The sequence below is a fragment of the Defluviitoga sp. genome, from assembly GCF_035349255.1.
Taxonomy (GTDB): Bacteria; Thermotogota; Thermotogae; order Petrotogales; family Petrotogaceae; genus Defluviitoga.
Map to the genome: position 1 here is coordinate 30,620 of NZ_DAOPSE010000008.1, position 24,280 is coordinate 54,899.

Genomic DNA, 24,280 nt, shown 5'->3' on the forward strand with positions numbered 1-24,280 from the left:
CTATACGATTGTTTTTAGATTTCCAAAACTAACAAGGCTAATTACTAATCCATTTAAATCAAGAATTGATTTTAAAAATTTCTCCATTTTTAGAGAAACTGTTTAATTTTGAAGAAAGATTTTTTCATAATATCATATCATAAATAAAAAAGAAAGGTTTGAGTAATTCTAAAAATTATTGAAATTATGATAAAATAATAAAAACACACAAAAATTCTTTATTCTTGGACATAAACATATTCTATATTGAATTTCTTGTAAAACATTGTTAGAATAATTTATACATAATTTACAAAATCACTCGCTTCTGATTTTCTTTGATATATGCTTTAATATTAAAGAAATTGAATGAGCATTAAAGTTGATACATCTAGTTTTTTGGAGGCAATGAGTCAAGCCTTATTCTTTGTACGTGATAAAATTATATCTTACTTGGTTCTAAGAGAATATTAAATAACTGTGTATGAATTGTTGTAAAAACTTTTTTGATATCGAAAACCAATTTTTAGGAGGTTGAATATTATGTCTGGACACAATAAATGGGCAAATATTAAGGCTAGAAAAACTGTTCAAGACGCAAAAAGATCAAAAATGTTTACGAAGCTTATAAGAGAAATTACTATAGCAGCTAGAGAAGGCGGAGGAGATCCAGAGTCTAATCCAAGATTAAGAACAGCCATAGAAAATGCTAAAGCTGCTAATATGCCCAAAGATAAAATAGAAGCTGCTATAAAGAAAGGTACAGGCGGAGCTGGCGGAGAAGAGCTTTTCGAAATAATGTATGAAGCTTATGCTCCAGGAGGAGTAGCTTTACTTATCTCTGTGGTGACTGACAATAAGAACCGAGCAGCTCAGGAAATACGTCATATTTTGTCAAAACATGGAGGTACTCTGGCAGAATCTGGATCAGTTGCTTGGAATTTTGAACGAAAAGGTTTAATCACCATTCCAAAAGAGGAAGTTGAAGATCTTGAAGAAGTGTTACTTCTGGCAATTGAAGCCGGTGCTGAAGATATTGATGAAGATACAGATCCAATTGAAATAATAACTTCACCTGAAAATCTAACTTCGGTAAGAAAAGTTTTAAAAGAAGCTGGATATACTGTGAGGGAACAGTTAACCTACTTACCAAAAACAACTGTTAAAGTATCCGATGAAGATGCAGAAAGAGTTATTAAATTATTAGAAGCACTTGATGAAATGGATGATGTTCAGGAAGTATATGGTAATTATGACATTAATGATGAGGTAATGGAGCGGTTAGCTGCTAATTTGTAAGTTATAAGCTTGTAAAGAGCGGGGACCTTATGGCCCCCTCTTTACCTATAATTCTTGTAAAGAAAGGAGAAAAAATGAGTAAATTTTTTTTAAATACTTTAATTATTTTTATATTTTTTATAGTTTGCTCTATATCTTTTTCTTCTTCTGGAGAAGTATCTATTTTAACCGACTTTACTCCCATTTTGAAAAATGAATTTATTTTTGATTTGAAATTAAAAGATATTTATGAAGGGAACATTCATTTTGATTTTGAATTAGGTGAGGATTACATCAGTGTCAGCGAAATAAACGAGATTGTGAATTATTTTAAATTATATCAACCTGGTTTTGAAATCTCTTATAGGAATCCAATGGATAGGAAAGATCCATACTTTTTGGTTGAAAATAATTCTGGATTCATGATGATTTTAGATGATTTTGTTAATCTTTCGTTTAATGGACTTAATTTTGGTATAGTTTTTACAGAATCTTTTCTAACAATCTCTTATTGGAATAAGTTAATCGATCTTTCTCAATCTAAAGTAGGAATTACTCTTTCTTTCCCAAACAATTTTGGAATCACCTTCGGTTTTGAAGAAAAATTAAAATATTATTTTAAGGCAGGAGATTTACTATTTTCTCTTAATAAGAGATCGTTGGATTCTGTTTACATTTTAAATAAAGATTTTCGCCTGGAATATCATGCCGAAGACGGAAAACTTATCGTAAATTCTATATTTTTCGACAAAAATGAAAAGAACTTTTATTTCAGAATACCTCTTAATAAATCATTGTATTTAACTTATTCAAATCTTGGTTTTGGCGTAACTTTTTACTTCGATTTGTATTAGACAATTTATAAAAATAATTTAGCAAGAGGGATGTAGATGAATGAATATTATATTTCACAATTCGATGACAAAGACTATGAACTTTTTTTACAAAACCTGATAAAACATTTTGATTTAGATCTTCGTGGGTACAAGCAGCACAGATTAAGGAGACGAACGGACATCTTACTTAAAAAGTATAACCTTAAATCTTACAGTGAGTACTTTGAACTCCTTAAGAAAGATAGAGAAAAATGGGATGAGTTTTTGAATAAACTTACAATAAACGTCACAGAATTTTTTAGGAATCCTGATAAATGGGTGTTTTTAAAAAATAATATTTTGCCTGAAATAATTAAAGAGGATAACGGTAAAATAAAAGCATGGAGTGCCGGGTGTTCTACAGGAGAAGAACCATATACATTAGCGATTATTTTAGATATATTAGGAGTTCTACGTTCTAGTACCATTATAGGTGGAGATTTTGATGAAGATGCGCTAGAAAAAGCGAAGTTGGGAGTTTATCCTGAAAAAAGTCTGGTAAATGTACCCGAAAACATCAAACTGAAATATTTTAAAAAAGTGGATGAAGATAAATATGAAATTATTGAACGAATTAAAAAAAGAGTTGACTTCAAAAAAGTTAATTTACTTTTAGATGATTTTGATAAAAACTTTGATTTAATAATATGTAGAAATGTTGTTATATATTTCGATATGGAAGCAAAAGATAAACTTTACAATAAATTTTATGAATCTTTAAAGCCTGGTGGAGTTTTATTTGTAGGTTCAACAGAAAGAATATTTAATTATAAAGAAATAGGTTTTTCGTCTATAGCCCCATTTTTCTACAAAAAAGAAAAGAAATGAGGAGGAAAATCAATTAATGGATAAGATCAAAACTATGACTATGGAATGGACTGGTAACAGTTTAATATTTATAGATCAAAGATTTTTGCCTTTAGAGGAAATTTATGTTGAATGTAAAACCTATCAAGATGTTGCCAAATCAATAAAAGATATGGTAGTTAGAGGAGCCCCGGCAATAGGTGCGAGTGCTGCATTTGGTTATGTACTAGGTGCCAAACAAAATCAGCATTATAATGAAAAGGATAGGTTTTTCCAAGAAATGCAAAATGTAAAAAAAGTACTCGGTGGAACCCGTCCTACTGCTGTTAATTTATTTTGGGCTTTGAATAGAATGGAAAAAGTTATGGAAGATAATTTAGAAGAAAAAAATGTAAAAGAGATCATAGATATTCTAGAAAAAGAAGCCTTAAACATTGCTTATGAAGATATAGAGATCAATAAAGCAATAGGAAGGAACGGTGAAAAGCTTTTAGATGATGGGGATGCCGTTTTAACTCATTGCAATGCGGGTGCTCTTGCTACTGTTGATTATGGGACTGCGTTGGGAGTGATAAGAGCAGCGGTTGAAAATGGGAAGAGAATACATGTTTATGTTGATGAAACACGTCCTTATCTTCAAGGAGCAAGACTGACTGTGTGGGAGCTAATGAAGAGTGGCATAAAAACGACACTTATTTCTGATAATATGGCAGGATGGGTCATGAAGCAACAAAAGATTAACGCTGTAATAGTAGGTGCAGATAGGATTGCACGAAATGGAGACTTTGCTAATAAGATAGGAACATATTCAGTTGCTGTTTTAGCTAAAAAGCACGGAATACCCTTTTATGTTGCTGCCCCCTTATCTACCATAGATATAGAAACTGAAAATGGTAATGCAATACCAATTGAAGAAAGAAATAAAGATGAAGTAAGGTTTTGCTATAAAACAAGAGTTGTAAGAGATGATGTTGATGTTTATAATCCAGCATTTGATGTAACACCCCACGAATTAGTTACTGCAATAATAACAGAAAAAGGTGTCATTAGACAACCTTATGAAAAAAATATACCATCTCTTTTTGTATAAAAATCTCATATTTTTAGATTTTGGAGGAAAGCATTGAAAATCCTATTGTTGAGCGATTTGCATATACCAACAAGATGCGATATAGATAGATTGAAAGCTATCAATTTTGATGTATATGATCAAATATTTCTGACAGGCGATATAACCTCTGTTGATGTATTAGATTTCTTGGATAATCAAAGACCTATATTACAAGTCGTCCATGGCAACATGGACGACTTGTATATTAAAAATAAATTACCACAAAAAGTCGTTATAGAATTGTATGGAAAAACTTTTGGATTAATTCATGGACACCAAACTGGAGTGGCCATTCCTGAAAAATTAATAAAATATTTTAATGAAAAACTGGATGTGCTAGTTTTTGGACATACGCACTTTCAAGAAAAATACCATAAGAGTAGTACTATTTTTATAAATCCAGGCGCCTTTTGTGAGGGCTATCATGGAGAGATTGAGATGGATGAAATAAACTTCCGGATTAGTTTACTTCACCTCTAAAAGAACGTCTTCGCTAGTTCCATAGGTTTCTTGCCAGTACATGGTGAATGAAACTGCAGGAAGGATTTTGTACTCTCCTGAATTTAGCAATCTCATGTAATAACTGTATACTCCACTTTTATAGCCAGATGAGAAAAAAGTAATTTTATCCTGTCTTATTTCTCTTGCACTATACCAATAATTCCAAGGCGAATACCAACTGTAATAAAATTTGGAAGATTGAGAAATATTTTTTTCTGAATAGTTTCCTAAAACTTGCACATTACCTGCAAGATAATCTTCGGCAACCAAGAATTGTGGAATATCGGACTGCATAGATATTGTTACTTTTACTATGTCACCTTCTTTAAAATATTTTTCGGTATTGTCTATAAAATCAATTTTATAAATTCCTTGAGGTCCAATATATTTAGAGTTACCCTCAAATTTTACATTTCCAAAAATTTCTATAGTACTTTGAGAAATGTCAATTAATTTAGTTCCTGTAACAGGAAAGATTTTTTTTGCCGTTTTTGAATCAATATCCCACAAGTACATGCTGTCGGTGAATAGTATAATATTGTTTTGATATACATCTATTGCTTGAACATTTGTTGGAAGAATTTCATGAATATCTTTTAGGTACAGATAATTTTCTTGAGTACGGGTGTTTTCTACGAGTAAAATAGGTTCACTATTTAATAGAGCAATCGACTTAATTTTCATATTATCTATGGAATAGTATATGATTTTGTTATTTTTAATATTGTATTTAAGAAGTTCTCCGTCTTTTAATAGATAAATAAGATTAGAATGTTTGATAAACATTTGTGGGTTTTCCACGAATTGATCGTTGATATATAGTCTATTGTTTCTGTTATCATATTTAATTTGTATATTCTCATCTTGAAAGATAACTTGAGTTTGGTATGCGTTGTACCAAATGAGTTCGCCATCTCTTTCCAATATGTTTGTTTCAACTTTACAATTTATATTTGACGGGATTTTTAGCTCATCTATCTTCAAAAATGCATCAATAAAATATTTGTCTTTTCCTTTTTCAGCTAGGACGTTATATTTTTTGTAAAAGGTTTTATTCAAAATAATTCCTTCGTCTTGTGTTGAAGGTTTTAAGAGATTTTGTGTTTTTATTTCGTAAAGTCCTTGATTGTAGAGGTAAATGTCGTTCTGAGCAATCATAAAATTATTATTACTAGGACCTAAATTTGATGTATAAACAGAAAAGAATTCTTGATTTCGTAGTAGAATATCAAGGATTTTTGAAACTTCTTTGGTCGAATACCATGTGTATCCCCTTTTGCTTGAGAGCAAAAATTTGAATACCTTCAAAGTTAAAATAGAATTTTGTTTTTCTTGTAAAAGAAGATCCAATAATACTGCATTTGCATCTGTAATTGAATAAAAATAGTTGTCATCATAATAGTCGATAAACGCTATATCCTCTTTTTCATTTATTTTTGAAATAATATTGTCCAGGTATTCCTTATGGTAAAATGCGTAATAAAGTTCATCTAAAGTATTTTTTGGAGTAAACTCCGTATCGATCCCATAAAGCCTTAGTACATAGTAAACAAAGCCTGTAGATACGTGCTTTTTCAGATAAGATAGCCCATTTGAAATAGTAGCTTGTGATACGTAGTATCCTTCATCTTCTATCTTTTTTAACCCATACATTACGTAAGCACTGAGTTCGGGATGAGATTCTTCACTAGTTCCCCACCATCCCCAACCGCCATCACCCTTCTGATATTTATAAAGTATCTGAAGGGTTTCTGTAACTTTTAGATCAAAATCTTTGATGTTATATCCTTTTTTTTGAGCAGTTAAAAGAGGAATGACAACAGAAACTACTTGTTCGCTGCATTTGTAGGAATAATTTTGAAGGTAATTTAAAGAATCAATTATTAGTGTCTCTAAATTAAACGGACGATAGTACTCTCCTTTTTTTATTGTATAACCGTTTGAAGTATCTATTAGTTTTATTACATCCTCCCAAATTTCATCTGATTTAACTGAAAAAGGTAATTTCACTATATCATAACCAAAATCAAATGTAATGGTTGATTCTCCTGTTTTCAGGGCTTTGAGAGTTAAATGAAGAGTTTTTTGGGAATTCGGTGAAATTTCTAATTCACCTTCATTGGGGGTTATACTAATATTTTCATCTGTGTCAATTTTATATTTTATAAGTTTTGTATCATTGGTGTTATTGTAAATTACAAGATAAAAATTCGCTTTATCTCCTATCACTGCAAAATTTGGGAGCAAGGGTCTGATGTAAAAATCTAAATTACTCTTGTAAGAAGTTGTGGTTTTATTAATTTTTTTCCCGTCTTTTGTAAACCCGTAAGAAGTTATTCTCCAAGTTGTTAAAGAATCGGGATTAGTAAAAATTATTTCAGCTTGTTTGTTTTTTGTTTCGATAAAAGGGATCCACAAAGCTGTATCTGGAAAATATTCTCTTGTGTTAACACTCAACTCGCTACTTCCTTTGTAAGATGCAAAGACCTCGCTTTCTTCTAGCGTTAGACCATATAACTTTTGTGGAATATAAATATATTCAATGCCAGTAGTAATAAGAGGTTCGACATAATACAATTTAGGATATAATTCATTTAGTATATCTTTTCTATCTTCAACAAGAAGATAAATTCCTTCATCTACAACGCTCAAAGAAAAAATTCCGTCTTCTTCTGCTTCTATTTGAATTGAAACTTCATCTCGAGGTGAGTATGTTTCTTTATCAGTTTTAATTGTATATGAATACGTTAAATCTTGTAATTTTTCTAAATCAATAGATTTTTGTAGTACTTCATTTCCTTCTTTATTAAACAAAAGAACTTGAATAAAAATATTTCTCTCAAGTAAATTTTCTGGTATTTGAAAAATATATTCATTTATTGTATTATTATATTCTACGAAATCATAAATTTCTCTTCCTGCTAGAAATATTAAACCAATTGAATCAATTTCTGTTTCTATAGAAAAACGAATGTTTTTACCGTTAATTTCAAGATGTGAAAAAGATGTATGCGAGGTTCTAACGTAAGATGAGATATAGATGCTAAATCGAGTTGAAGAATCTTCAAAAAAAAGATCTGCAAAATAACTTGCCTCTTCAGGAAAAGAGTATTCAAAAGAAAAAATTCCGTTTCTTACAGGGATATCAAACGTATTTTCTAAAATATTTATTGTTTTCCACGCATCTTCATCCCAGGCTTGTTTGTAAAGAGCTATTTTCATGTTACCATCAGCAGGATTACCTTGACGATCAGTAACTGTACCACTGAAGGTAATAGGTTCTTCCGGCTTACCTTGAACATATCCATTTTCAAGTTCTATGAGGTAACTTCCATCCATAACTCTGACTCTGTGAATTTCTTGAATTTGGCGCTGACTTTCATCAACTATGATAGCTTCTAGTGTGTAATAACCTTCATGACCGTCTTGAACTTTTATTGGTATATTTAATAAGCCCATTTCGTCTGTAAAAGTAACTGTTTGATATAAAAGAGATCTTCCTTCATAACCGTACAAGTTATCATAGTATAAATAAATAGATACATTTGCATTCTTAACAGGATTACCATTTAAATAAGTTAATTTAATAGAGAAATCGACTAGATCATCAGTGTAATAAGTATCAGAAATGGTTGATATTTCAACAGTATACTCTGGTTTTACATATTCTTGAACATAAAAACCATAATAATAAGTTTCCCCATCTTGAGAAGTAAGTCGAATGCTATAGTATCCTAGAGGAGCAGATTCAGAAATGTAATATTGCCCATTTGCTCCACCAAAATTATCGGTTTTATATGTTTGCGACATTATCTTGTTTCCAGAGGGATCGATGATATCAACATCTATATAATTATTGCCTTTAAAAATATATTTATTGTCTTCTTTTTGATAAGATATCAGTCTAAAGTTTACCGTCTGACTAGGTTTGTATAAAGGTCTGTCAGTAATAATTTGAAGAGGCGAATCCTTATAAATTTTACTTTTTTCATAAAAATTCTGAGATCTAATTCCTGCATCATTTTCTATTACTACACGTTTTAGAGAAGCGAAATTTGTTCTCAATTCTGAAGTGCCATGGAAGATTTTTGTTTTGCCATTTGCATCTTGCAGTATTATTCTGCTATTGACTTCTTCTAAAGAATCTAGGTCATATATTTTAATAAAAAGTTCGTCACCATCATACGTAGCTATGAAATTTGTATTTGTTACTAAAACTTCTTCATAAGAATATTTTTTAGAATCAGAGCTTTGAAATTCCAAAAAATACAATCCAAGTTCTTCAAATTCTATAGTTTCATCAATGTAGCCATTTTTGTCTGCTTTTAGTGTTTTTGAATATAGAAAAGATTTTTCAAGTTCAGGTAGAGATTGTTGGTAGAGGATTACGTCAAGTGGATATGCTGCTTTATAAACATTCATTAAAACCTGATTTTCGTCAAATCCTATTAGTTGAACATTCTCGTTTTTTTTAATGACGTTATTTCCCCTAATGTATACATAAGAAAAGCCCGAAAGAGAAAAAATAATAAATAACATTAAAAGCAACTTTACTTTTTTCATGGCCCTTCCCCTCCTTCTTGTTTTTGGAAATTTTAAAACATACTTTTTATTATTTTAGCTTTAGATTCTTTTAAAAACTTTTTATTCAGAGACGCTCAGGTAGAGCGTTTCTACAGTTTTTGATACTTATACTGTTATGCTGAGAGAGAAGATAGGGTTTCAGCCTGTACCCCTTTTAATTAAATGTTTGTTTTTGTTGTATAACTACTCTCTATGAGTGTCTCAGGAATTAATTAGCACATTAAAATGTTTGTTGCACCTTTTATTATCAATTAATAAATTTTAAATAATTTTCAGCAATTGAATTAGTTTTAGCGATATTAGAGTATATTTTCCCAAAGCTTCTTGGAATATAATTATTAGTTTTAAGATCCATTCCATACAAACCATTCTTTATTACGTGACTGTTTATGTTGTAGTCCTTTAAAGAATTATATGTATAACCGAATATTTTACTGTCTTTTTTTGATATTCTTTCGCTGATGTTACAAAGATTTTTTATTAAAGAGCTAGACTTAAAGGTGTTTATTTCTTCTCCAATAGAATTTTCTGTTATTAACAAAGGAATATCATAATCTTTAGAACATTTATCAATAGTATCTTCAAGATTGGTAAAATTTTCTTTTTTAAGTTCTTTCTTTGATTCAGGTTTATATCCCGTTAGTAAATTGGAATATTCATTAGAGGATTTAAAAGTAAATTCATTAAAATTTATTCCTATAAAGTCAATGTTGTAGTTTTTGTTTTCCTTTTGTTTAAACAAACAACATTCTCCGTTGCTTAAAAAATTAAAAAGTGAAAAATAAAAATCAGAACTTTTTATTTTTGCTTCTTTAAATGCAAAAAGTTCATTGATATTAAAATACAATTCTTCGGATACTGAAATTTTAGCGTAAGGGTTGTATGATTTTATCAAGTTATAAGTTTTTTCATAAAATTTGACAACGCTTTGAAATAAACTTGCAATTGATGAAAAATCAGAATTATAACTAGATAAATAAACTTTTTTTATATATTTCATGGGATTATTTAACACTGAGTAAAACTGTATTTTATCACTAACTTTATTCAAAAGAATTTTAAGTTTTTCGAAAATCAAAGCTAAATTATCATTTTCTTCAAATTTTATAGGATAAAAATCTAAATCAAGCAAACTAAAAATGGGTTCTATATTATTTTCAAATAACAAATCAGTTAAAAAACTATAGATTTCAATATAATTTAGAGGGTCTGTAAGTAAATCATTCCACTCTAAGGTGAATCTATAAGAATTAATATTTAAAGACTTCAATAGATCGATTTCATTTAATATTTTCTTTTTGAGTTCTGAGAGGTCTATTTTCTGAGATGGATTTGAAAAAGGATAAGAGCTGGGAGGACTATTAGCCCCCCACAAAAATAGTTTAGGAAAAATTATTTCTTCCATATCGTACACCTTCTTTATTCATACCTCAAAGCTTCTACAGGGCTCAACTTTGATGCCTGGTTTGCTGGATATATTCCAAAAAACAAACCAATCGCTGCAGAAACACCAAAAGACAACAATATCGATTTTACTGTAAACACAGCTGATAATCCAAAGGCCTTTCCAAAGTGGACAATTATACCCGATAAGAATACTCCTAGAATCATTCCTATTATACCAGCTATGACAGTTAAAACTACACTCTCCAATAAAAATTCTAGAAGGATTCTTCTTCTACTTGCTCCAATTGCCATTTTAATTCCTATTTCTCGAGTTCTTTCTTTTACAGTAACTAGCATAATATTCATTATACCGATTCCACCCACTACTAACGAAATAGAAGCTATTCCTACTAGAATTACGTTAAATATACCTGTGATTTGATTTACCGCATCTAAAATCGCATCTTGACTTAATATAGTGTATTTTTTGGAATCTTCGAACTTTCTGTAAAGATAAAAATCTATGCCCATTCTAGCTAAGTCGGCACTTTTTTCATCTATTGCTGAAACTAATATCTGACCAGTTCTACCACTCGCATGAAATAGCCTATGGTCTGCAACAGTATGAGGAAGAATGACTAAATCGTCTATATTAAATAACAACCTACTACCGGTCTTCTTTAGAACACCAACAACTTCAAAAGTGATTTTTCTACTTCCACTAGATCCAGTTTGAATAATGTTAAAGCGTTCTCCAATTACCTCTTGCCTACCAAAAAGCTTATCAGCTATGTTATAGCCAATTACTGCAGAGCTTCTAAGCTCTTCTGAATCTTCCTCATTAATAGGTCTTCCGTAAACTACATCCAAATTCATTATTTCAAAGAAACCAGGTAAAACTCCAAGAACAGTTGCAGTCGTATTTTTTCCATGGATTTCAACGACATAGCTTGACGCCAGTAATCCAGTTGCATTTGCAACTCCAGGCACCATTGTTGTTATATTTATTGCATCTTTGAATTCTAAAGGATCTGAAGCAAATCTTGAAAAGATAGAGGAGGTGACCATAATTATATTGGAACCTAAAGATGATACTGTTCTGTTGATTTCTTCCCGTGCACCATCTCCAATAGCAATAATTGTCATAACGGCAGCTACACCTATAATTATCCCCAACATTGACAAGAATGTTCTTAGTTTATTGTCAAATAAAGATCTAAAGGTTTCTCTAAGTATTTCCAACGTGTCTCACCACCTCTATATCTTCGATTCTTCCGTCAAGTAGTTTTATTATTTTGCTTCCTTTTTCCAGCCATCTTAAATCATGAGTTACTACTCCTAAAGTTACTCCGTTTTCATTTAACTCTTCAAAAATCCTAAAGATTTCTTCGCCGCTTTTTGTATCTAAATTACCTGTTGGTTCGTCTGCTAAAATAATAGCCGGATCATTTGCCAAAGCTCTAGCGATAGCAACCCTTTGTTGCTGGCCTCCAGATAATTGGGTGGGTTTATGATTGAGTCTATCTCCTAAACCTACCATTTCTAGAAGTTCTTTAGCTTTTTCTCTTCTTTTTACGGCTGGGACACCTGCATAGAGCATAGGCAATTCGACATTTTCTAAAGCAGTGTATTTGGGTAAAAGATTGAATCCTTGAAATACAAATCCTATTTTTTGATTTCTAATTTTTGCAAGTTGCGAACTTTTCATTCTTGAAACATCTATTCCCTCAATAATTACTTCACCTTTTGTTGGTAGGTCTAAACAACCTAAAATTTGAAGTAAGGTTGACTTTCCACTCCCTGAAGGTCCAATTATTATTATAAATTCTCCTTCTTCAATGTTAAAAGTCACACCTTTTAATGCTTCTACTTTTACTTCACCCATATCATATATTTTCCATACTTCTCTTAATTCTAAAACGGTTCCTGGCATTAAAATCCACCTCTTCCTCCACTTGTTGATGGAACCGTAGGCGTTATAGTGGGAATACTTATAGTTAGACCATATTGTTGTATTAATCTTCTAGCTTCTTGAGAAGAGGGAATTATTAATACTATGTCATCTTTGTTCAATCCAGAAGTTATTTCAACCATTTTACCTGTTTCCCTACCAATTTGAACCTGAACTGGTTCCATTCCGCCCTCAGAAGTCAACCTGTAAACAATTTTTATACCTTCTGGTCCTTCCTGAATAGCGTCTTTGGGTATAGCTACTGTGTTTTCTAATTTAAGGGTTACTATTTCTACATCTGCAGTTATGCCAGAGATTATTGGATATTGACCTGTATCACCTTCAAAATCTATTTCAATTGGGATAACCACTATCCCCATGTCAATCACCGCTGTTGGGCTTATCCAACTGATTCGACCGGGCAATTTTAAGTCTATCGAACCAAAATCTACAGTTACTTCCATACCTTCTTTTATTAATGGTATATCAATTTCATCTATGGCAGCTTTCACTTTTAAATTATTGTCTTCAACAATTGTGAAGGCGGGTGTGTTTGTTCCCACTAGATCTTTTTTAGAAATATTTACTGCACTGATAATTCCTGATACAGGAGCGATAATATTGGTATACTCTAAATTTTTTTGAGCTACTTCTAGCAGAAGTTTTTTTACTTGTTTCATTCTCTCTCCCAAATTTAGGGATGCTTCATAATCATTTAAAGCATTCAAATATTGTATCTGATATTGAAGATCATCAATTTTGGCAAGTAATTGACCCTCTTCTACATAATCACCTTTTTCAACATATATTTCTAAAATCTCTCCAGAAACTTTAGGTGCAACCACTTTTGTTGAAGCTTGAACAGTTCCAACGACCTCTATTGAATCACCTACATCTGTTTTTACAGGATATTTAAGATAGATTGTTGGCAAAGAACCAGTTTCAGAGCTTTTTGTTTTACCTTTGGGAACGAATATAAAAGCCAGTACAACCACAATAGCAATTATAACTATAAGCCAAATAGTTATTTTAGTCCCTTTTTTCAATTCTTATCACCCCATAAATTTACATAGTACTGTTGCATTAACCTTAGTTCATTTACTTTTAGGTTATTCTCTGTTTTTTCTAATGTTAATTTACTTCTTTGCAAAGTAATTTCAGACAAAGTTAAGTCGTTTTGAGTTATAAATCCTTTTTTATATAGATCCTGACTTCTCTCATAATCTTCTATAGCATTTTTTAAATTAATTTGAGCGATATTGATATCGTAATAAAGAGTTTTTTTGTTAGTTTCAAGACCCCTTATCAATTCTTCTATTTTTTTAGTGCTTTCATCATAGGTTAAGCTAGCTAACTCTGATTTCATGGTATCTGCTGCAAGCTTTCTCTCGCCTTTATCAAAAATTGTCATTTCAAATCCTATACGTACATTCCAATTAAAATCGTTGAAAGGTTGTACACTAAAAGTTAGAGTCGAAAACGGTACATAAGGCAAAAACCAAAACTTTTTTTGAATATCAGATGCTTCTTTGCTTAACTTTAAAGCTTTTAAATCTAACCTTTCACCTGTATTTTTTGAAACAGAAGAGTTTTGACTTATTATATTGTCTACCAAATTTCTAGTTTCGTTGTATAGATCTTCTGTAAATTCAAAATACTCTAAAGATACATTACTCGCTTTTAAACCTTCAAAAACTTTTTGAGCTGTCAATATTTGTTTTTCTATTTCTTCCTTAACCTTTTCTTCTGTAGCAGTTTCATACAGATTATTTAAAATTTCTATTTCTCTTTGAGAAATTTCGATCATCTTTTCGTTGTAACACCTATTAAATACATCTTCAACAGTAGTTATAAATACGTTAGTTTGAGCAAAATAGTAGCTTGATAAAGCAGAGTAATACTTTGCTTCAGTGTTTAATTTATCAGCTTTATCTACTTTTTTAAAATCACGAGAAGCAACAATTGCGATTTGTTCATAAAGTTTTTCTTCCACTGTTTGCTCTGTGGGGGTTTTATATTGTATTGTGCTCCAAGGAGCGTAAAAACCACTTTTATCGCCTTTAAAATAGATTTTAAAGGGGAAAGAAAGTCCTATGTTTGTTCCAAATACCTCAACAAAAGCCGTGTCTAGTGAAAAACCGAAACCAACGATTTCTCCTTTAGAATTGAAAACAATGCCTCCGATCTCTGTTTCTGTTTCAACATCAATAGTATCGGGCATCTCATCAAGGAAATTCTCTAAACACCCAAGAATTTCTTCAGAAATATCGCAATCTTCAAGTAAATCTTTAAGTTTATCAGGAAGTTCTTCAGAAATCTTGGAATCTTCAAGTAAATTTTTAAATTGATTGAGAAGTTCTTCAAGGGCTTTCTTCTGAGTGTTTTCAACTGGAACTTTAACAACGTTAAATGTATTCAAAGAAGTTTGTAGATATGGAACAAAAAATTGATTGATTCGTTTCATTTCTACTTCAGCGCTTTTTAAGCTTAGTTCTGCTTTGTAAAAATCTGAACTACTATTTAAATTCTTAAGGTATAATTCTTCAAAGCTTATTCCAAATATGCTCAAAACCATGAAGATCAAACCTAAAGTGAGTATTAATTTCTTTTTCACAACCCTACCTCCTTTAGGCTCCTTCCTGTATCAACCACGTAATTTATATAAGTTTTTAAATAATTCTGAAGGCTTTCATAATAAGTTTTTTGAGAATTCAAATAATTTATATTTGCTACATTGAGTTCAAGTTCTGATACTAGTCCCTTGTCAAATCTGTTTTTTGTATCATTAAATGTTTTTTGAGATAATTTAACTCTTTCTTGTAAATTTTGAAGGGTTCTATCAAGGATTTCTAACGAATTTATTATTATTTTATGCGCTTCAAGGAGTTTGTCTTCTGTGTCTTCAAGAGTTAAAAGATTTTTTTGATGGGTTGCCTCTGTAATTTTTTTAGTGTAGATCGATGCATTTGAAGGAAGGTTGTTCAAATCATATTCCGAAAGTGCGGCATTTAGTTTTGCTAATTTTAAAGCATAGCTTTTATTTAGATATTCTTCATCGCTGACGAATAAACCATCTAGAGTTGGAACAACTATAGTTATTTCTCTAATATCACCATCATATACCTTTTTTAAATTATCTTGTGCTGTCTCTAAACTAATTTGCGAATTTTTTAAGTAATTTTCGACATCTTTTACATCTAGTTCGGCAATTTTTAGATCATCATCGGATATTAACCCTCTATTGTATAATTCTTTGCTGTTATCGTAATTTATTTGTGCGCTTTTCAATTGTAAGGTTACAATATTAACGTTGATTTCTTGTAGATAGAGATTAAAGACTCTACTTAATATGTCAGCATAGTATTCTTTTATTGAATTGTTATAATCCATCAATCCTTTTTGATAAGCAAGTTCCCCTGCTAACTCAATTTTTTTGTTTATGGCTTCGATCATTGTTTTGTCATAATCAAGGAGAGTTTTTTCTAAATCTATTTGTGCAATTTTGTATATGTTACTTTTTTCCTTAGCAATTTCAAATACGTCAACTAAACTAACAGAGAAAGAAATTACCACCATTAATAATGTAATGAGTAATAAAACACTTTTTTTCATCTTATTTCCTCCTTCTATTTTTAATTTTTTAATTTTTTTCATTTTTAGAAAGGCATTAATTACTAATTTTTAACTTGTTTAGTGTTTGTATACTATAAATACTAAAACTTAGCGTCTACTGGTTTGGCTCTGTTATCCATCTAAATTCAATGTTTTTCAGTTGTAGAGACGCTCTAATGAGCGTCTCTATTTTTTGCAAACCGTTAGGTTAGATGCCAGAGCAGTTGAGACGATTTACTCACCTACATATCAAAAAATTAACAAAATCTATATTCTATAACCCTTATAAATTCATCGCCTTTTTGAAAATCTTTCTATTTTATTTGTGACTAAAAAAGTTTTTCTTATTTTTCATTATCAACTTAATTTATATCTTTCTTTTCTTAAACCAATCTTAAAATGAAAACCAAATTAAAAAACTTTTAGATCTACGTTGCCATAGATAAATGGCATTTTTTAGTTTAGAAATGGATTCTTGTCTTTGCTTAAATAACTTAAGAATATGAAAAGCTCTAAAGTGAAAAATTCCACTTTTCTAACACATCTTTGATGGATATAAAAAGATTTCTTTCACAAAACATTGAAAATAAAAAACGATTTGTCAGTCATATAAATAATGTGAAAAAAACAAATTACCGTACTTCAATTCTAATTAAAATTTATTAAGTTTTTATTAAGTCAATTATGAGTAACAGCAAGTTTTTATACGAATTATTAAATTCACACTTATGAAAAAATAATTAATTTACTATTCAAGTTTTTTTGTGATATAATAATGTGTAAAGAACTAATATCAAAAATGCTTTAAAGAATACAATTAACTTTTGATATAGCAATTTTTTTAAGTTTAGTATAGGAAGAAGGAGGTTCGAATGGCTGATAATAAAAAACAAAGAAGTGGTTCTTTTTTAGGACCAATTTTAATATACTTTTTCTTAGCGCTGTTAATTTTTATTAGTATTTCACAATTAAATCGCACAAATGTATTAGAGATAAATTACACAGATTTGATGAATTTAATCAACAACGATTTCATAATAAGCATTCAAATTGATGTTAGTGGATTAGTTCAAGTAAAAGCAAAGAACGGTCAACTATTTCAATGTTATGCTCCTACCTTGGTATTCGATCAAACATTTGTTAGAGCTTTGGCTAATGATGGAATTAAAATAGAATATACAAAAAGCAGTGCAGGAAGCTGGTGGATAACGCTTTTAATATATGTCTTGCCCATAGTAATCTTAATGTTTTTTTGGTTCTCCATGCTTAAAAGAACAACTGGAGGAGAAGGTATCCCTGGAGGTAATTATAGAAAAAGCCCTGCTAAAAAATACGATGCCAAAAAAACCAGGGTGACATTTAAAGATGTTGCAGGTATTGATGAGATAAAAGATGAACTAATGGATATTGTCAATTTTTTGAAAGACCCTAAAGGATTTAGTGCATTGGGAGCAAGAATTCCAAAGGGTATTTTGTTGGCTGGGCCTCCAGGTACTGGTAAAACTTTGATTGCTAGAGCAGTAGCTGGTGAAGCAAATGTTCCGTTTTATTTTATGTCAGGTTCTGATTTTGTAGAATTGTTTGTAGGAGTTGGAGCTGCAAGAGTTAGAGATTTGTTTAGGGAAGCAAAAGCCAATAGCCCGGCTATAATTTTTATTGATGAGTTAGATGCCGTTGGTAGACAAAGAGGAGCGGGTTTAGGTGGTGGACACGACGAAAGAGAACAGACACTGAATGCTCTCCTTGTTGAAATGGATGGATTTGATCCTAGAGAAGGTATAGTCGTCATGGCAGCTACAAATAGGCCTGATGTTCTTGATAAAGCATTATTAAGGCCTGGAAGATTCGATAAGAAGATTTATATAGATGTTCCTGACTTAAAGGCTAGAGAAGAAATAATAAAAGTTCATTTACGAGGTAAAAGGATTGCCCCTGATATAGATGTTAAAAGTTTAGCTAGAAGCACCCCTGGGTTTGTTGGAGCAGACATAGAGAACATGGTAAATGAGGCTGCACTTCTTGCGGCGAGGGAAAATAGAGACTTTATCACTAACGAGGATTTTCAAGAAGCAATCGAAAGGATTATAGTTGGTCCCGCAAGGAAATCAAGAAAGATAAGCGAAAAAGAAAGAAAAATCGTAACTTATCATGAATTAGGACACGCGATTTTAGGATATCTCTTGCCTTATACGTATCCTGTTCATAAGATTACTATAATTCCACGTGGTCAAGCAGCTTTGGGGTATACTATGCAATTACCTACAGAAGATCGTTTCCTTATCACTGAACCAGAATTAAAAGACCAAATAGTTAGTTTATTGGGGGGAAGAGCGGCAGAAGAAATAGTGTTTAATGAAATAACAACTGGGGCTTCTAACGATTTGAAAAGAGCTACCGAACTTGTTAGAGAAATGGTAACCCAACTAGGCATGAGTGAAAAAATAGGTCCAATTGCATGGGGTGAAGAAGTAGGTGAAATATTCCTAGGAAGAGAATTAACGAGAATGAAAAATTTTTCTCAGAAGACAGCTCAAGAAATCGATTCGGAGATTAAATCTTACATATTAAGTAGCTATGAAAAAGCCAAGAAAATTTTATCAAATAATAGAGAAAGAATGGATTTACTTGCAATATATCTGTATAATAAAGAGGAAATTTCAGGAAAAGAATTTAGTGAGATGATGGAAATGAGTTTAGAGGAACTCAAAGTTTATGTTATGAATGATGAAGAAGTCAACGTTAAAAGTTTGACCATCTCTTATGCGTAAAGATTGTTTAAAAGACAAATATTCGGGAGTGCAAAAATGGAAACTAAAAATTCTAAAACAGACATAATAAACCGTTTAAAAAGAATCGAAGGCCAAATTAGAGGACTTCAAAACATGATAATTAATGAAAGAAATTGTAGTGAAATTTTAACTCAATTATCAGCAGTTAAAGGCGCCATAAACAAAGTTTCAGAAGAAATTATGAAAGAATATACAAGAACTTGTTTAATTGAGTACGAAGAAACGAAAGATGAAAAACTATTAGATGAATTAATAGAAACGATCTCTAGATTTCGAGAGATCTAAAAGAGGAGATTTTTGTGAGTAAAAAAAAGAAAATTCTTATATCAACATTAATTATTCTTATGGTTTTTGTAACTTCTTGGATATTTCCAAGCCAAGTTCAGAGTAGTTTTGAAAATAAGCCAGTTGAAGAAATATTTATAGACGAATTTCAAAATCCACTTTTTCGGACCTTATATTTTATAGGCAACTATTATTATGGTAGAGAAAATATTGATTACAATAAAATACTTGATTCTACCATAGAAGGTATGATGAGAGGATTGAACGATCCTTTTGCCTGGTATTTAGATGCAACTGAAGTTGAAGAAAGTAAGATTGATACTGAGGCAAAATATGGTGGTTTAGGATTAACTATAAGATATGATCCTGAAAAAAATTTGATTGTTGTGGTTTCGCCAATGAACGGGACTCCAGCCCATAGAGCTGGTTTTATGCCGAATGATTATATTTTAGCCATAAATGGTATCCCAACATCTGAGCTTGGTTTACAAAAAGCAGCTTCTATGATGAGAGGAGAGCCTGGAACAGAGGTAACTTTGGAAATATATAGAGAAGGTTGGAATGATTCAAAAACGGTGACTTTGATTAGAGAAATAATAGAAACGAAGACGGTTAAATATGATGTTATTGAATATAATAATAACAAAGTTGCCTATATACTTCTTACAAATTTTGCTGAGACTAGTGCTCAAGAAATGAGAGATGTGCTTAATAAGATTTCCAAACAGAAAATTGACGGGGTTATTTTAGACATTCGAAACAACCCAGGAGGTCTTTTGAATGTTGCTATTGAAATATCTTCAATGTTTTTAAAAACTGGTAAAGTAGTAAGCTTGAGGTATTTTGATGGAACAGAGGAGATCATACCTACATTTCCTGGTTATTACTTTAACTTTTTAGAAAATATACCCGTCGTAGTGTTAGTTAACAAAGCTTCTGCTTCAGCTTCAGAAATTTTAGCAGGGGCTCTTAAAGATAACGAAGTAGCAACATTGATTGGTGAAAATACATATGGTAAAGCTGCCGTCCAGCGACCATTTCAACTCTCTACTGGAGGAGAAATTTGGTTGCCTATCGCGCGTTATTTTACTCCAAATGGTACGGACATAAATTTAAAAGGAATCATGCCTCATATTGAGGTTAAGAATCCTCCAAAAGAAGTCGTATCTCTAACTTCCATAAGTGAAGAAGAAGCACAGCAAGCACTTTATACAACAACGGATAAACCTATCTTGCATATTGAAGAAGATTTGCAATTAAAGACAGCTTTGGATTTTATTACAGGGGGTAATCAACTGTGCGTTTCCACGGTTGGACAGTAGTTGTTTTTTTAATATTTTTTTCTTTATCAGTAGGATTATACCTCTTATTTGGTCGTTCAGAAGTTAGTTATTATACTATTGAAAAAACACCAGTATTAAAAGTGGTCAATGATAAATACAAAGTTTCAACTTTAGACAAACAGTTGAAGGATATAAAAAATCTTTCTTTTATTTCAAAAAGTATTTTGGAGAATAATATATTTATAGGCTTACTAGACTTTGATTTTAAAGATAATATGTTTATTATAAAACCTCTGTCAAAGCGTTCGTATGAAGAATTTAGAAATATCTCAATTTCAAGTGGTGAAAAATTTAAGGAAAGGAAAGTTGATTATGAACTGTATGGCTTGGTTTTGCCTTATTATCAATTCTTAACTGAAAATCTCTATATTGAACTAACGCCAACGATATTTGTAACTGATTTGTCTACACTGGATGAGCACAGCTTGAATTTAGCCAAGTCTAAATATTATGTTTTCTCAAAAGATATTTATAGAGCCTATTCTTTCAATCAAACATTGTTAAGTAGCATCGATGAGTACGGGGGAATAATTTTAGATACTGAGATTTTAGAAAATGCAGCAGTTTTGCCAATCTTAGAGATCTTGGATAGAGAAGGTATAAAGGTAATAAAGGATTTTTCGATATATGTTTTTTAAAGGTGAGATTTAATAAATGACCAAATTGCTTTTAGATTTTTATAATGCTCTTTTTAATCCTAATAAAATTTTTAATTCATCTAAAAATTCTTTTTTCATTCCAATATTAATTTTCTTATTATTTATGTTATCTCCTGTTTTTTTGTATAACCCTGTTTTTCGATTAATAGGACATTTTGATGCATTAAAAATAAAATTACTTTTATTTATTTTATTTTTTTCGTATCTGAGTGCTGGAATAAGGGTTTTATTTGTTTTTAATAACGAAATTTATTATTATCCTTATTTGTCTTCAATATCTCCTTTAATTTTAGGGATTTTAGGGAAGAATCTTCTCTACTTTGCTGTGGTGTGGAGTATATGTTTGAAGATATATATTGATTTAAAATCAAAAAATTATTTTTCTTTAATTGTTGGTTTGATTTTTGATGTGTTTTTAGTTTTTTGGTTGATTTAATTAAATTGGGGACGTAGAATGTCCCCAATTTAATTTTTATAGGAATATATTTTCAACATTATTTAAACATATCAGAATCGAGCCTTATGGGTAAATTTAACCAATAAAAGGCGCTAATATCAAATTGAATATAAAGTAAATAATTAAATTTCTCTTCTCCAAAATTGTATTGAAAGTCCGCACCTGCTACGATGCCGTCAAATCTATATTTTCCGTCCTCAAAAGATATATATGGTCTCCATAGTATTTTGTCTATACTGCTTCCTAAAAAAATACAATCTTTTTGATAACCTGCATATGGGGTTATCATGGTGTTGAATACTACAAAAGGTTTATTAACTACTGTTGTAAATCCCTTGTCTGAGTAATATGAAAGATCAAGTCCAAAATCATAAATACTATAATTATTAACACTATACGGCCCAAATCGTGAGAAAGTTTCTATACCATAAGATGAGATAGAAGTATTTTCTAATTTCAATCCCGCTTCGATGTAGGAAGAAACGTTTTTGTTTAAATGCCATAGATGAGTATTTGCAATAGAAAAATAACTGGTGATTTTTTCTTTTTCAAGACTTAGAGCTATGGTGTTTGTTGTGTAGTAGTCGAATATTAGACTAAGATCTGCAAAAAACCGGTCATTACCAGTATATACTTGGATCATTCCAGAATAATTCAAAGCATCACTTAAAAAGATAGTTCCAGCCCCATAATATATGTTTTCTTCTTCATCAATTGATAAAAAAGGATATGGGAGAAAATGAAGTTTTTCGAATGTAAATTTTTTCAGCTCTTTTTCGGAAGGAGTATAAACACTGTAACTTTCAAATTCAATTGCGTTTAAATTATTGTTCAAAATAACAGAATTTGCTTTAGCACTAGGTGAATCTTCTAGATATAAATAAGACAAATGGTATCCTTCATAATCATAAACTAGATGATATAGTTTATGATCTAAAACAACGGGATTAAAAGCACCTATAAGATAATGAGTGAGTTGATCAACTTCTTCATTTTCAATATTAAAACAATATATGTTAAATATTCCATCATTGTAGTTTGCAGAATAAAAAAGACGGTTGTCATAGAAAAATAATTGTAATTCTTTAGCTTCATCGTTAGTTATTTGGTATATATTATTGGTATTTGTAGAGTAAGCATAGATGTCAGTTTGATTTTTGTAATTCGCTGAAAAATAGATAATTTGGTTGTTTTTATCGTATGTGATTGAGTTAATTACATATTTACCGTAATCTATAATTTTTCTTGATTCATTGGTTTTTATATTATACAAATATAAAGCGGTTAAACCATATTCTACTTTAGAATATGCAATTTCATCATTTCCAACAAAAGAAAAGGTTTTGACCCTCTCATCGATAAGTCTTTTACAATTGCCAGAATTGCATTCGTAGTACAATTTGTTTGTATAATATCCGTAATTGTAAGTAGTAGTTAAGTATATTAATTCTCCTCTTTCGTTAATATCAAATTCTTTAATTCCTTTCTTTATTAGTTCTTTGTCTTTGTAAATTCCATTAGGTTTGTTTGGCATTTCTAGATAGCCATAAATTGATTGTCCGTCAGTTCTTAAATTATCGGTATCTCTATATGTTTCGTCTATCTTAAACCAGGAGATCCTGTATCCTTTTTTAGATAAAAGATCATATTCGAGTAAATATTTTTGCTTAATGCTGATCAAGAAAAAATTCCAATTATCGTTTGTTACATAATAAAAAGCTTCGCTGATGTTGCTAAATATTTTTTTATCTAAAACTTTAATAATTGCCCTTAATGTAGGTTCACCATAATTTTCTACTATTTCTTTTACTAATATTGCTCCATACATATAGTTAAAACCAGCAGGGCTCCAAACTTCTACGTTTGAGCCAGAGCCTAAATAATACCTAGGAAATTGATTGCTGAGTATTTCTGCTTTTAAATACATATTAAAAAGGTCGTCTTCAAATCTTCCACCAAACTCTTTACTTTCCATGTATATTGAAAGCCCTTCATGTAGATAACTAGGTTGATGAACCATGTTTAATGTATTTTTAATTAATCGATTTGGAATCCAAGATATGATCGGATCTCGCACATCATTACCGTAGAATATATGAGTTAACTCGTGTGAAAAAACAAATCTACTCCAATCTTCCACGTTTCCACCTAAACCTAAAAAATCTTCAGGTGGATTCACATAAAGCCTAATAATGTTAGTCGGAGGTAAGGCGAAAGAGTTTGTAAAGTCAACATCGTCTAGAATATATACCGTTATTTTACCAGGGTCTGTTCCAAAAAAATGTTTATAGGTCGTATACAGTTGTTCAGCGTAATCGCTAATTTCTTCATAAAAATAAAAAAGATCTTTTTCGAAAACAAACTTGTAATGCGTAGTTTCTGTTTGATATAAATTTTTAGGTGGGGTATAAACTTGAGAAGAAAAACTTTCTAGGGAGAAAAGAGTAATCACTATAATGAAACATATTTTTTTGATTGGTTTGAATTTATGCATGTTATTTGCTCTCCTTTTTTTAAAATTATTATTGTTCTTTTAGTTCTAACTAATTATACATTAAACAGTAAAAAAGTTACCAAAATAATCCTTGACAAAAAGCTCTTTTTATGGTACACTTTATTACAGGATAACGCCGAGATGGCGGAACTGGTAGACGCTGTGGACT

The 24,280-nt window shown here is 30.7% G+C and carries 17 protein-coding genes; 9 read left to right on the forward strand and 8 right to left on the reverse strand.

Annotated elements, in window-relative coordinates; all coding sequences use genetic code 11:
- Window positions 1–522: 522 nt before the first annotated feature.
- From PKN74_RS03615 to PKN74_RS03635, 5 genes are all read left to right on the forward strand, one after another.
- Window positions 523–1,278: a YebC/PmpR family DNA-binding transcriptional regulator gene (locus PKN74_RS03615; protein WP_472308694.1), complete on the forward strand. Its 756-nt coding sequence runs from the start codon at window positions 523–525 to the stop codon at window positions 1,276–1,278.
- Between the two features lie 74 nt (window positions 1,279–1,352).
- Complete coding sequence (locus tag PKN74_RS03620) at window positions 1,353–2,111, forward strand: hypothetical protein (protein ID WP_472308696.1); 759 nt, start codon at window positions 1,353–1,355, stop codon at window positions 2,109–2,111.
- Window positions 2,112–2,147: 36 nt separating this feature from the next.
- Complete coding sequence (locus tag PKN74_RS03625; RefSeq protein WP_472308698.1) at window positions 2,148–2,960, forward strand: CheR family methyltransferase; 813 nt, start codon at window positions 2,148–2,150, stop codon at window positions 2,958–2,960.
- A 16-nt stretch (window positions 2,961–2,976) separates the two neighbouring features.
- Window positions 2,977–4,029, forward strand: a complete 1,053-nt coding sequence (gene mtnA, locus PKN74_RS03630; protein ID WP_472308700.1) for an S-methyl-5-thioribose-1-phosphate isomerase — start codon at window positions 2,977–2,979, stop codon at window positions 4,027–4,029.
- A gap of 33 nt (window positions 4,030–4,062) precedes the next feature.
- Window positions 4,063–4,530 (forward strand): metallophosphoesterase family protein, encoded by a 468-nt coding sequence (locus PKN74_RS03635; RefSeq protein ID WP_472308702.1) that lies wholly within the window; start codon window positions 4,063–4,065, stop codon window positions 4,528–4,530.
- Here PKN74_RS03635 and PKN74_RS03640 read toward each other — a convergent pair.
- The 7 genes from PKN74_RS03640 to PKN74_RS03670 form a co-directional block, all read right to left on the reverse strand.
- On the reverse strand, window positions 4,516–9,114 hold the full coding sequence (locus PKN74_RS03640; RefSeq protein ID WP_472308704.1) for an MG2 domain-containing protein: 4,599 nt from the start codon (window positions 9,112–9,114) through the stop codon (window positions 4,516–4,518). The genes PKN74_RS03635 and PKN74_RS03640 overlap by 15 nt on opposite strands.
- Window positions 9,115–9,382: 268 nt before the next feature.
- Window positions 9,383–10,540 (reverse strand): glycoside hydrolase family protein, encoded by a 1,158-nt coding sequence (locus tag PKN74_RS03645; RefSeq protein WP_472308706.1) that lies wholly within the window; start codon window positions 10,538–10,540, stop codon window positions 9,383–9,385.
- A 14-nt stretch (window positions 10,541–10,554) separates the two neighbouring features.
- Window positions 10,555–11,763, reverse strand: coding sequence for an ABC transporter permease (locus tag PKN74_RS03650; protein ID WP_472308708.1), 1,209 nt, complete (start codon window positions 11,761–11,763; stop codon window positions 10,555–10,557).
- Window positions 11,750–12,454, reverse strand: coding sequence for an ABC transporter ATP-binding protein (locus PKN74_RS03655; protein ID WP_472308710.1), 705 nt, complete (start codon window positions 12,452–12,454; stop codon window positions 11,750–11,752). The genes PKN74_RS03650 and PKN74_RS03655 overlap by 14 nt, the downstream gene beginning before the upstream one ends.
- On the reverse strand, window positions 12,454–13,518 hold the full coding sequence (locus PKN74_RS03660) for an efflux RND transporter periplasmic adaptor subunit (protein ID WP_472308712.1): 1,065 nt from the start codon (window positions 13,516–13,518) through the stop codon (window positions 12,454–12,456). Before PKN74_RS03660 ends, PKN74_RS03655 begins: the two co-directional genes overlap by 1 nt.
- On the reverse strand, window positions 13,515–15,086 hold the full coding sequence (locus tag PKN74_RS03665) for a TolC family protein (RefSeq protein WP_472308714.1): 1,572 nt from the start codon (window positions 15,084–15,086) through the stop codon (window positions 13,515–13,517). The genes PKN74_RS03660 and PKN74_RS03665 overlap by 4 nt, the downstream gene beginning before the upstream one ends.
- A complete protein-coding gene (locus tag PKN74_RS03670) occupies window positions 15,083–16,084 on the reverse strand; it encodes a TolC family protein (RefSeq protein ID WP_472308716.1) in 1,002 nt (333 codons plus the stop codon). The genes PKN74_RS03665 and PKN74_RS03670 overlap by 4 nt, the downstream gene beginning before the upstream one ends.
- An 872-nt stretch (window positions 16,085–16,956) precedes the next feature.
- Between PKN74_RS03670 and ftsH the strand changes: the two genes are divergently transcribed.
- The 4 genes from ftsH to PKN74_RS03690 are packed head-to-tail and all read left to right on the forward strand — an operon-like array spanning window position 16,957 to window position 21,139.
- Window positions 16,957–18,852, forward strand: a complete 1,896-nt coding sequence (ftsH, locus tag PKN74_RS03675; protein WP_472308718.1) for an ATP-dependent zinc metalloprotease FtsH — start codon at window positions 16,957–16,959, stop codon at window positions 18,850–18,852.
- Window positions 18,853–18,888: 36 nt separating this feature from the next.
- On the forward strand, window positions 18,889–19,158 hold the full coding sequence (locus PKN74_RS03680; protein ID WP_472308720.1) for a metal-sensitive transcriptional regulator: 270 nt from the start codon (window positions 18,889–18,891) through the stop codon (window positions 19,156–19,158).
- Window positions 19,159–19,172: 14 nt separating this feature from the next.
- Window positions 19,173–20,480 (forward strand): S41 family peptidase, encoded by a 1,308-nt coding sequence (locus PKN74_RS03685; RefSeq protein WP_472308722.1) that lies wholly within the window; start codon window positions 19,173–19,175, stop codon window positions 20,478–20,480.
- A complete protein-coding gene (locus PKN74_RS03690; protein WP_472308724.1) occupies window positions 20,456–21,139 on the forward strand; it encodes a hypothetical protein in 684 nt (227 codons plus the stop codon). Before PKN74_RS03685 ends, PKN74_RS03690 begins: the two co-directional genes overlap by 25 nt.
- A gap of 515 nt (window positions 21,140–21,654) precedes the next feature.
- On the opposite strand, the gene PKN74_RS03695 is transcribed toward PKN74_RS03690, so the two are convergent.
- Window positions 21,655–24,111 (reverse strand): TolB family protein, encoded by a 2,457-nt coding sequence (locus PKN74_RS03695; protein ID WP_472308726.1) that lies wholly within the window; start codon window positions 24,109–24,111, stop codon window positions 21,655–21,657.
- Window positions 24,112–24,280 lie beyond the last annotated feature (169 nt).

Bases quoted from the DNA above. Each gene is read 5' to 3' on its own strand.
- PKN74_RS03615 (WP_472308694.1), top strand. From the start codon at position 523: ATGTCTGGACACAATAAATGGGCAAATATTAAGGCTAGAAAAACTGTT.
- PKN74_RS03680 (WP_472308720.1), top strand. From the start codon at position 18,889: ATGGAAACTAAAAATTCTAAAACAGACATAATAAACCGTTTAAAAAGA.
- PKN74_RS03625 (WP_472308698.1), top strand. From the start codon at position 2,148: ATGAATGAATATTATATTTCACAATTCGATGACAAAGACTATGAACTT.
- ftsH (WP_472308718.1), top strand. From the start codon at position 16,957: ATGGCTGATAATAAAAAACAAAGAAGTGGTTCTTTTTTAGGACCAATT.
- PKN74_RS03695 (WP_472308726.1), bottom strand. From the start codon at position 24,111: ATGCATAAATTCAAACCAATCAAAAAAATATGTTTCATTATAGTGATT.
- mtnA (WP_472308700.1), top strand. From the start codon at position 2,977: ATGGATAAGATCAAAACTATGACTATGGAATGGACTGGTAACAGTTTA.
- PKN74_RS03645 (WP_472308706.1), bottom strand. From the start codon at position 10,540: ATGGAAGAAATAATTTTTCCTAAACTATTTTTGTGGGGGGCTAATAGT.
- PKN74_RS03620 (WP_472308696.1), top strand. From the start codon at position 1,353: ATGAGTAAATTTTTTTTAAATACTTTAATTATTTTTATATTTTTTATA.
- PKN74_RS03670 (WP_472308716.1), bottom strand. From the start codon at position 16,084: ATGAAAAAAAGTGTTTTATTACTCATTACATTATTAATGGTGGTAATT.
- PKN74_RS03655 (WP_472308710.1), bottom strand. From the start codon at position 12,454: ATGCCAGGAACCGTTTTAGAATTAAGAGAAGTATGGAAAATATATGAT.
- PKN74_RS03640 (WP_472308704.1), bottom strand. From the start codon at position 9,114: ATGAAAAAAGTAAAGTTGCTTTTAATGTTATTTATTATTTTTTCTCTT.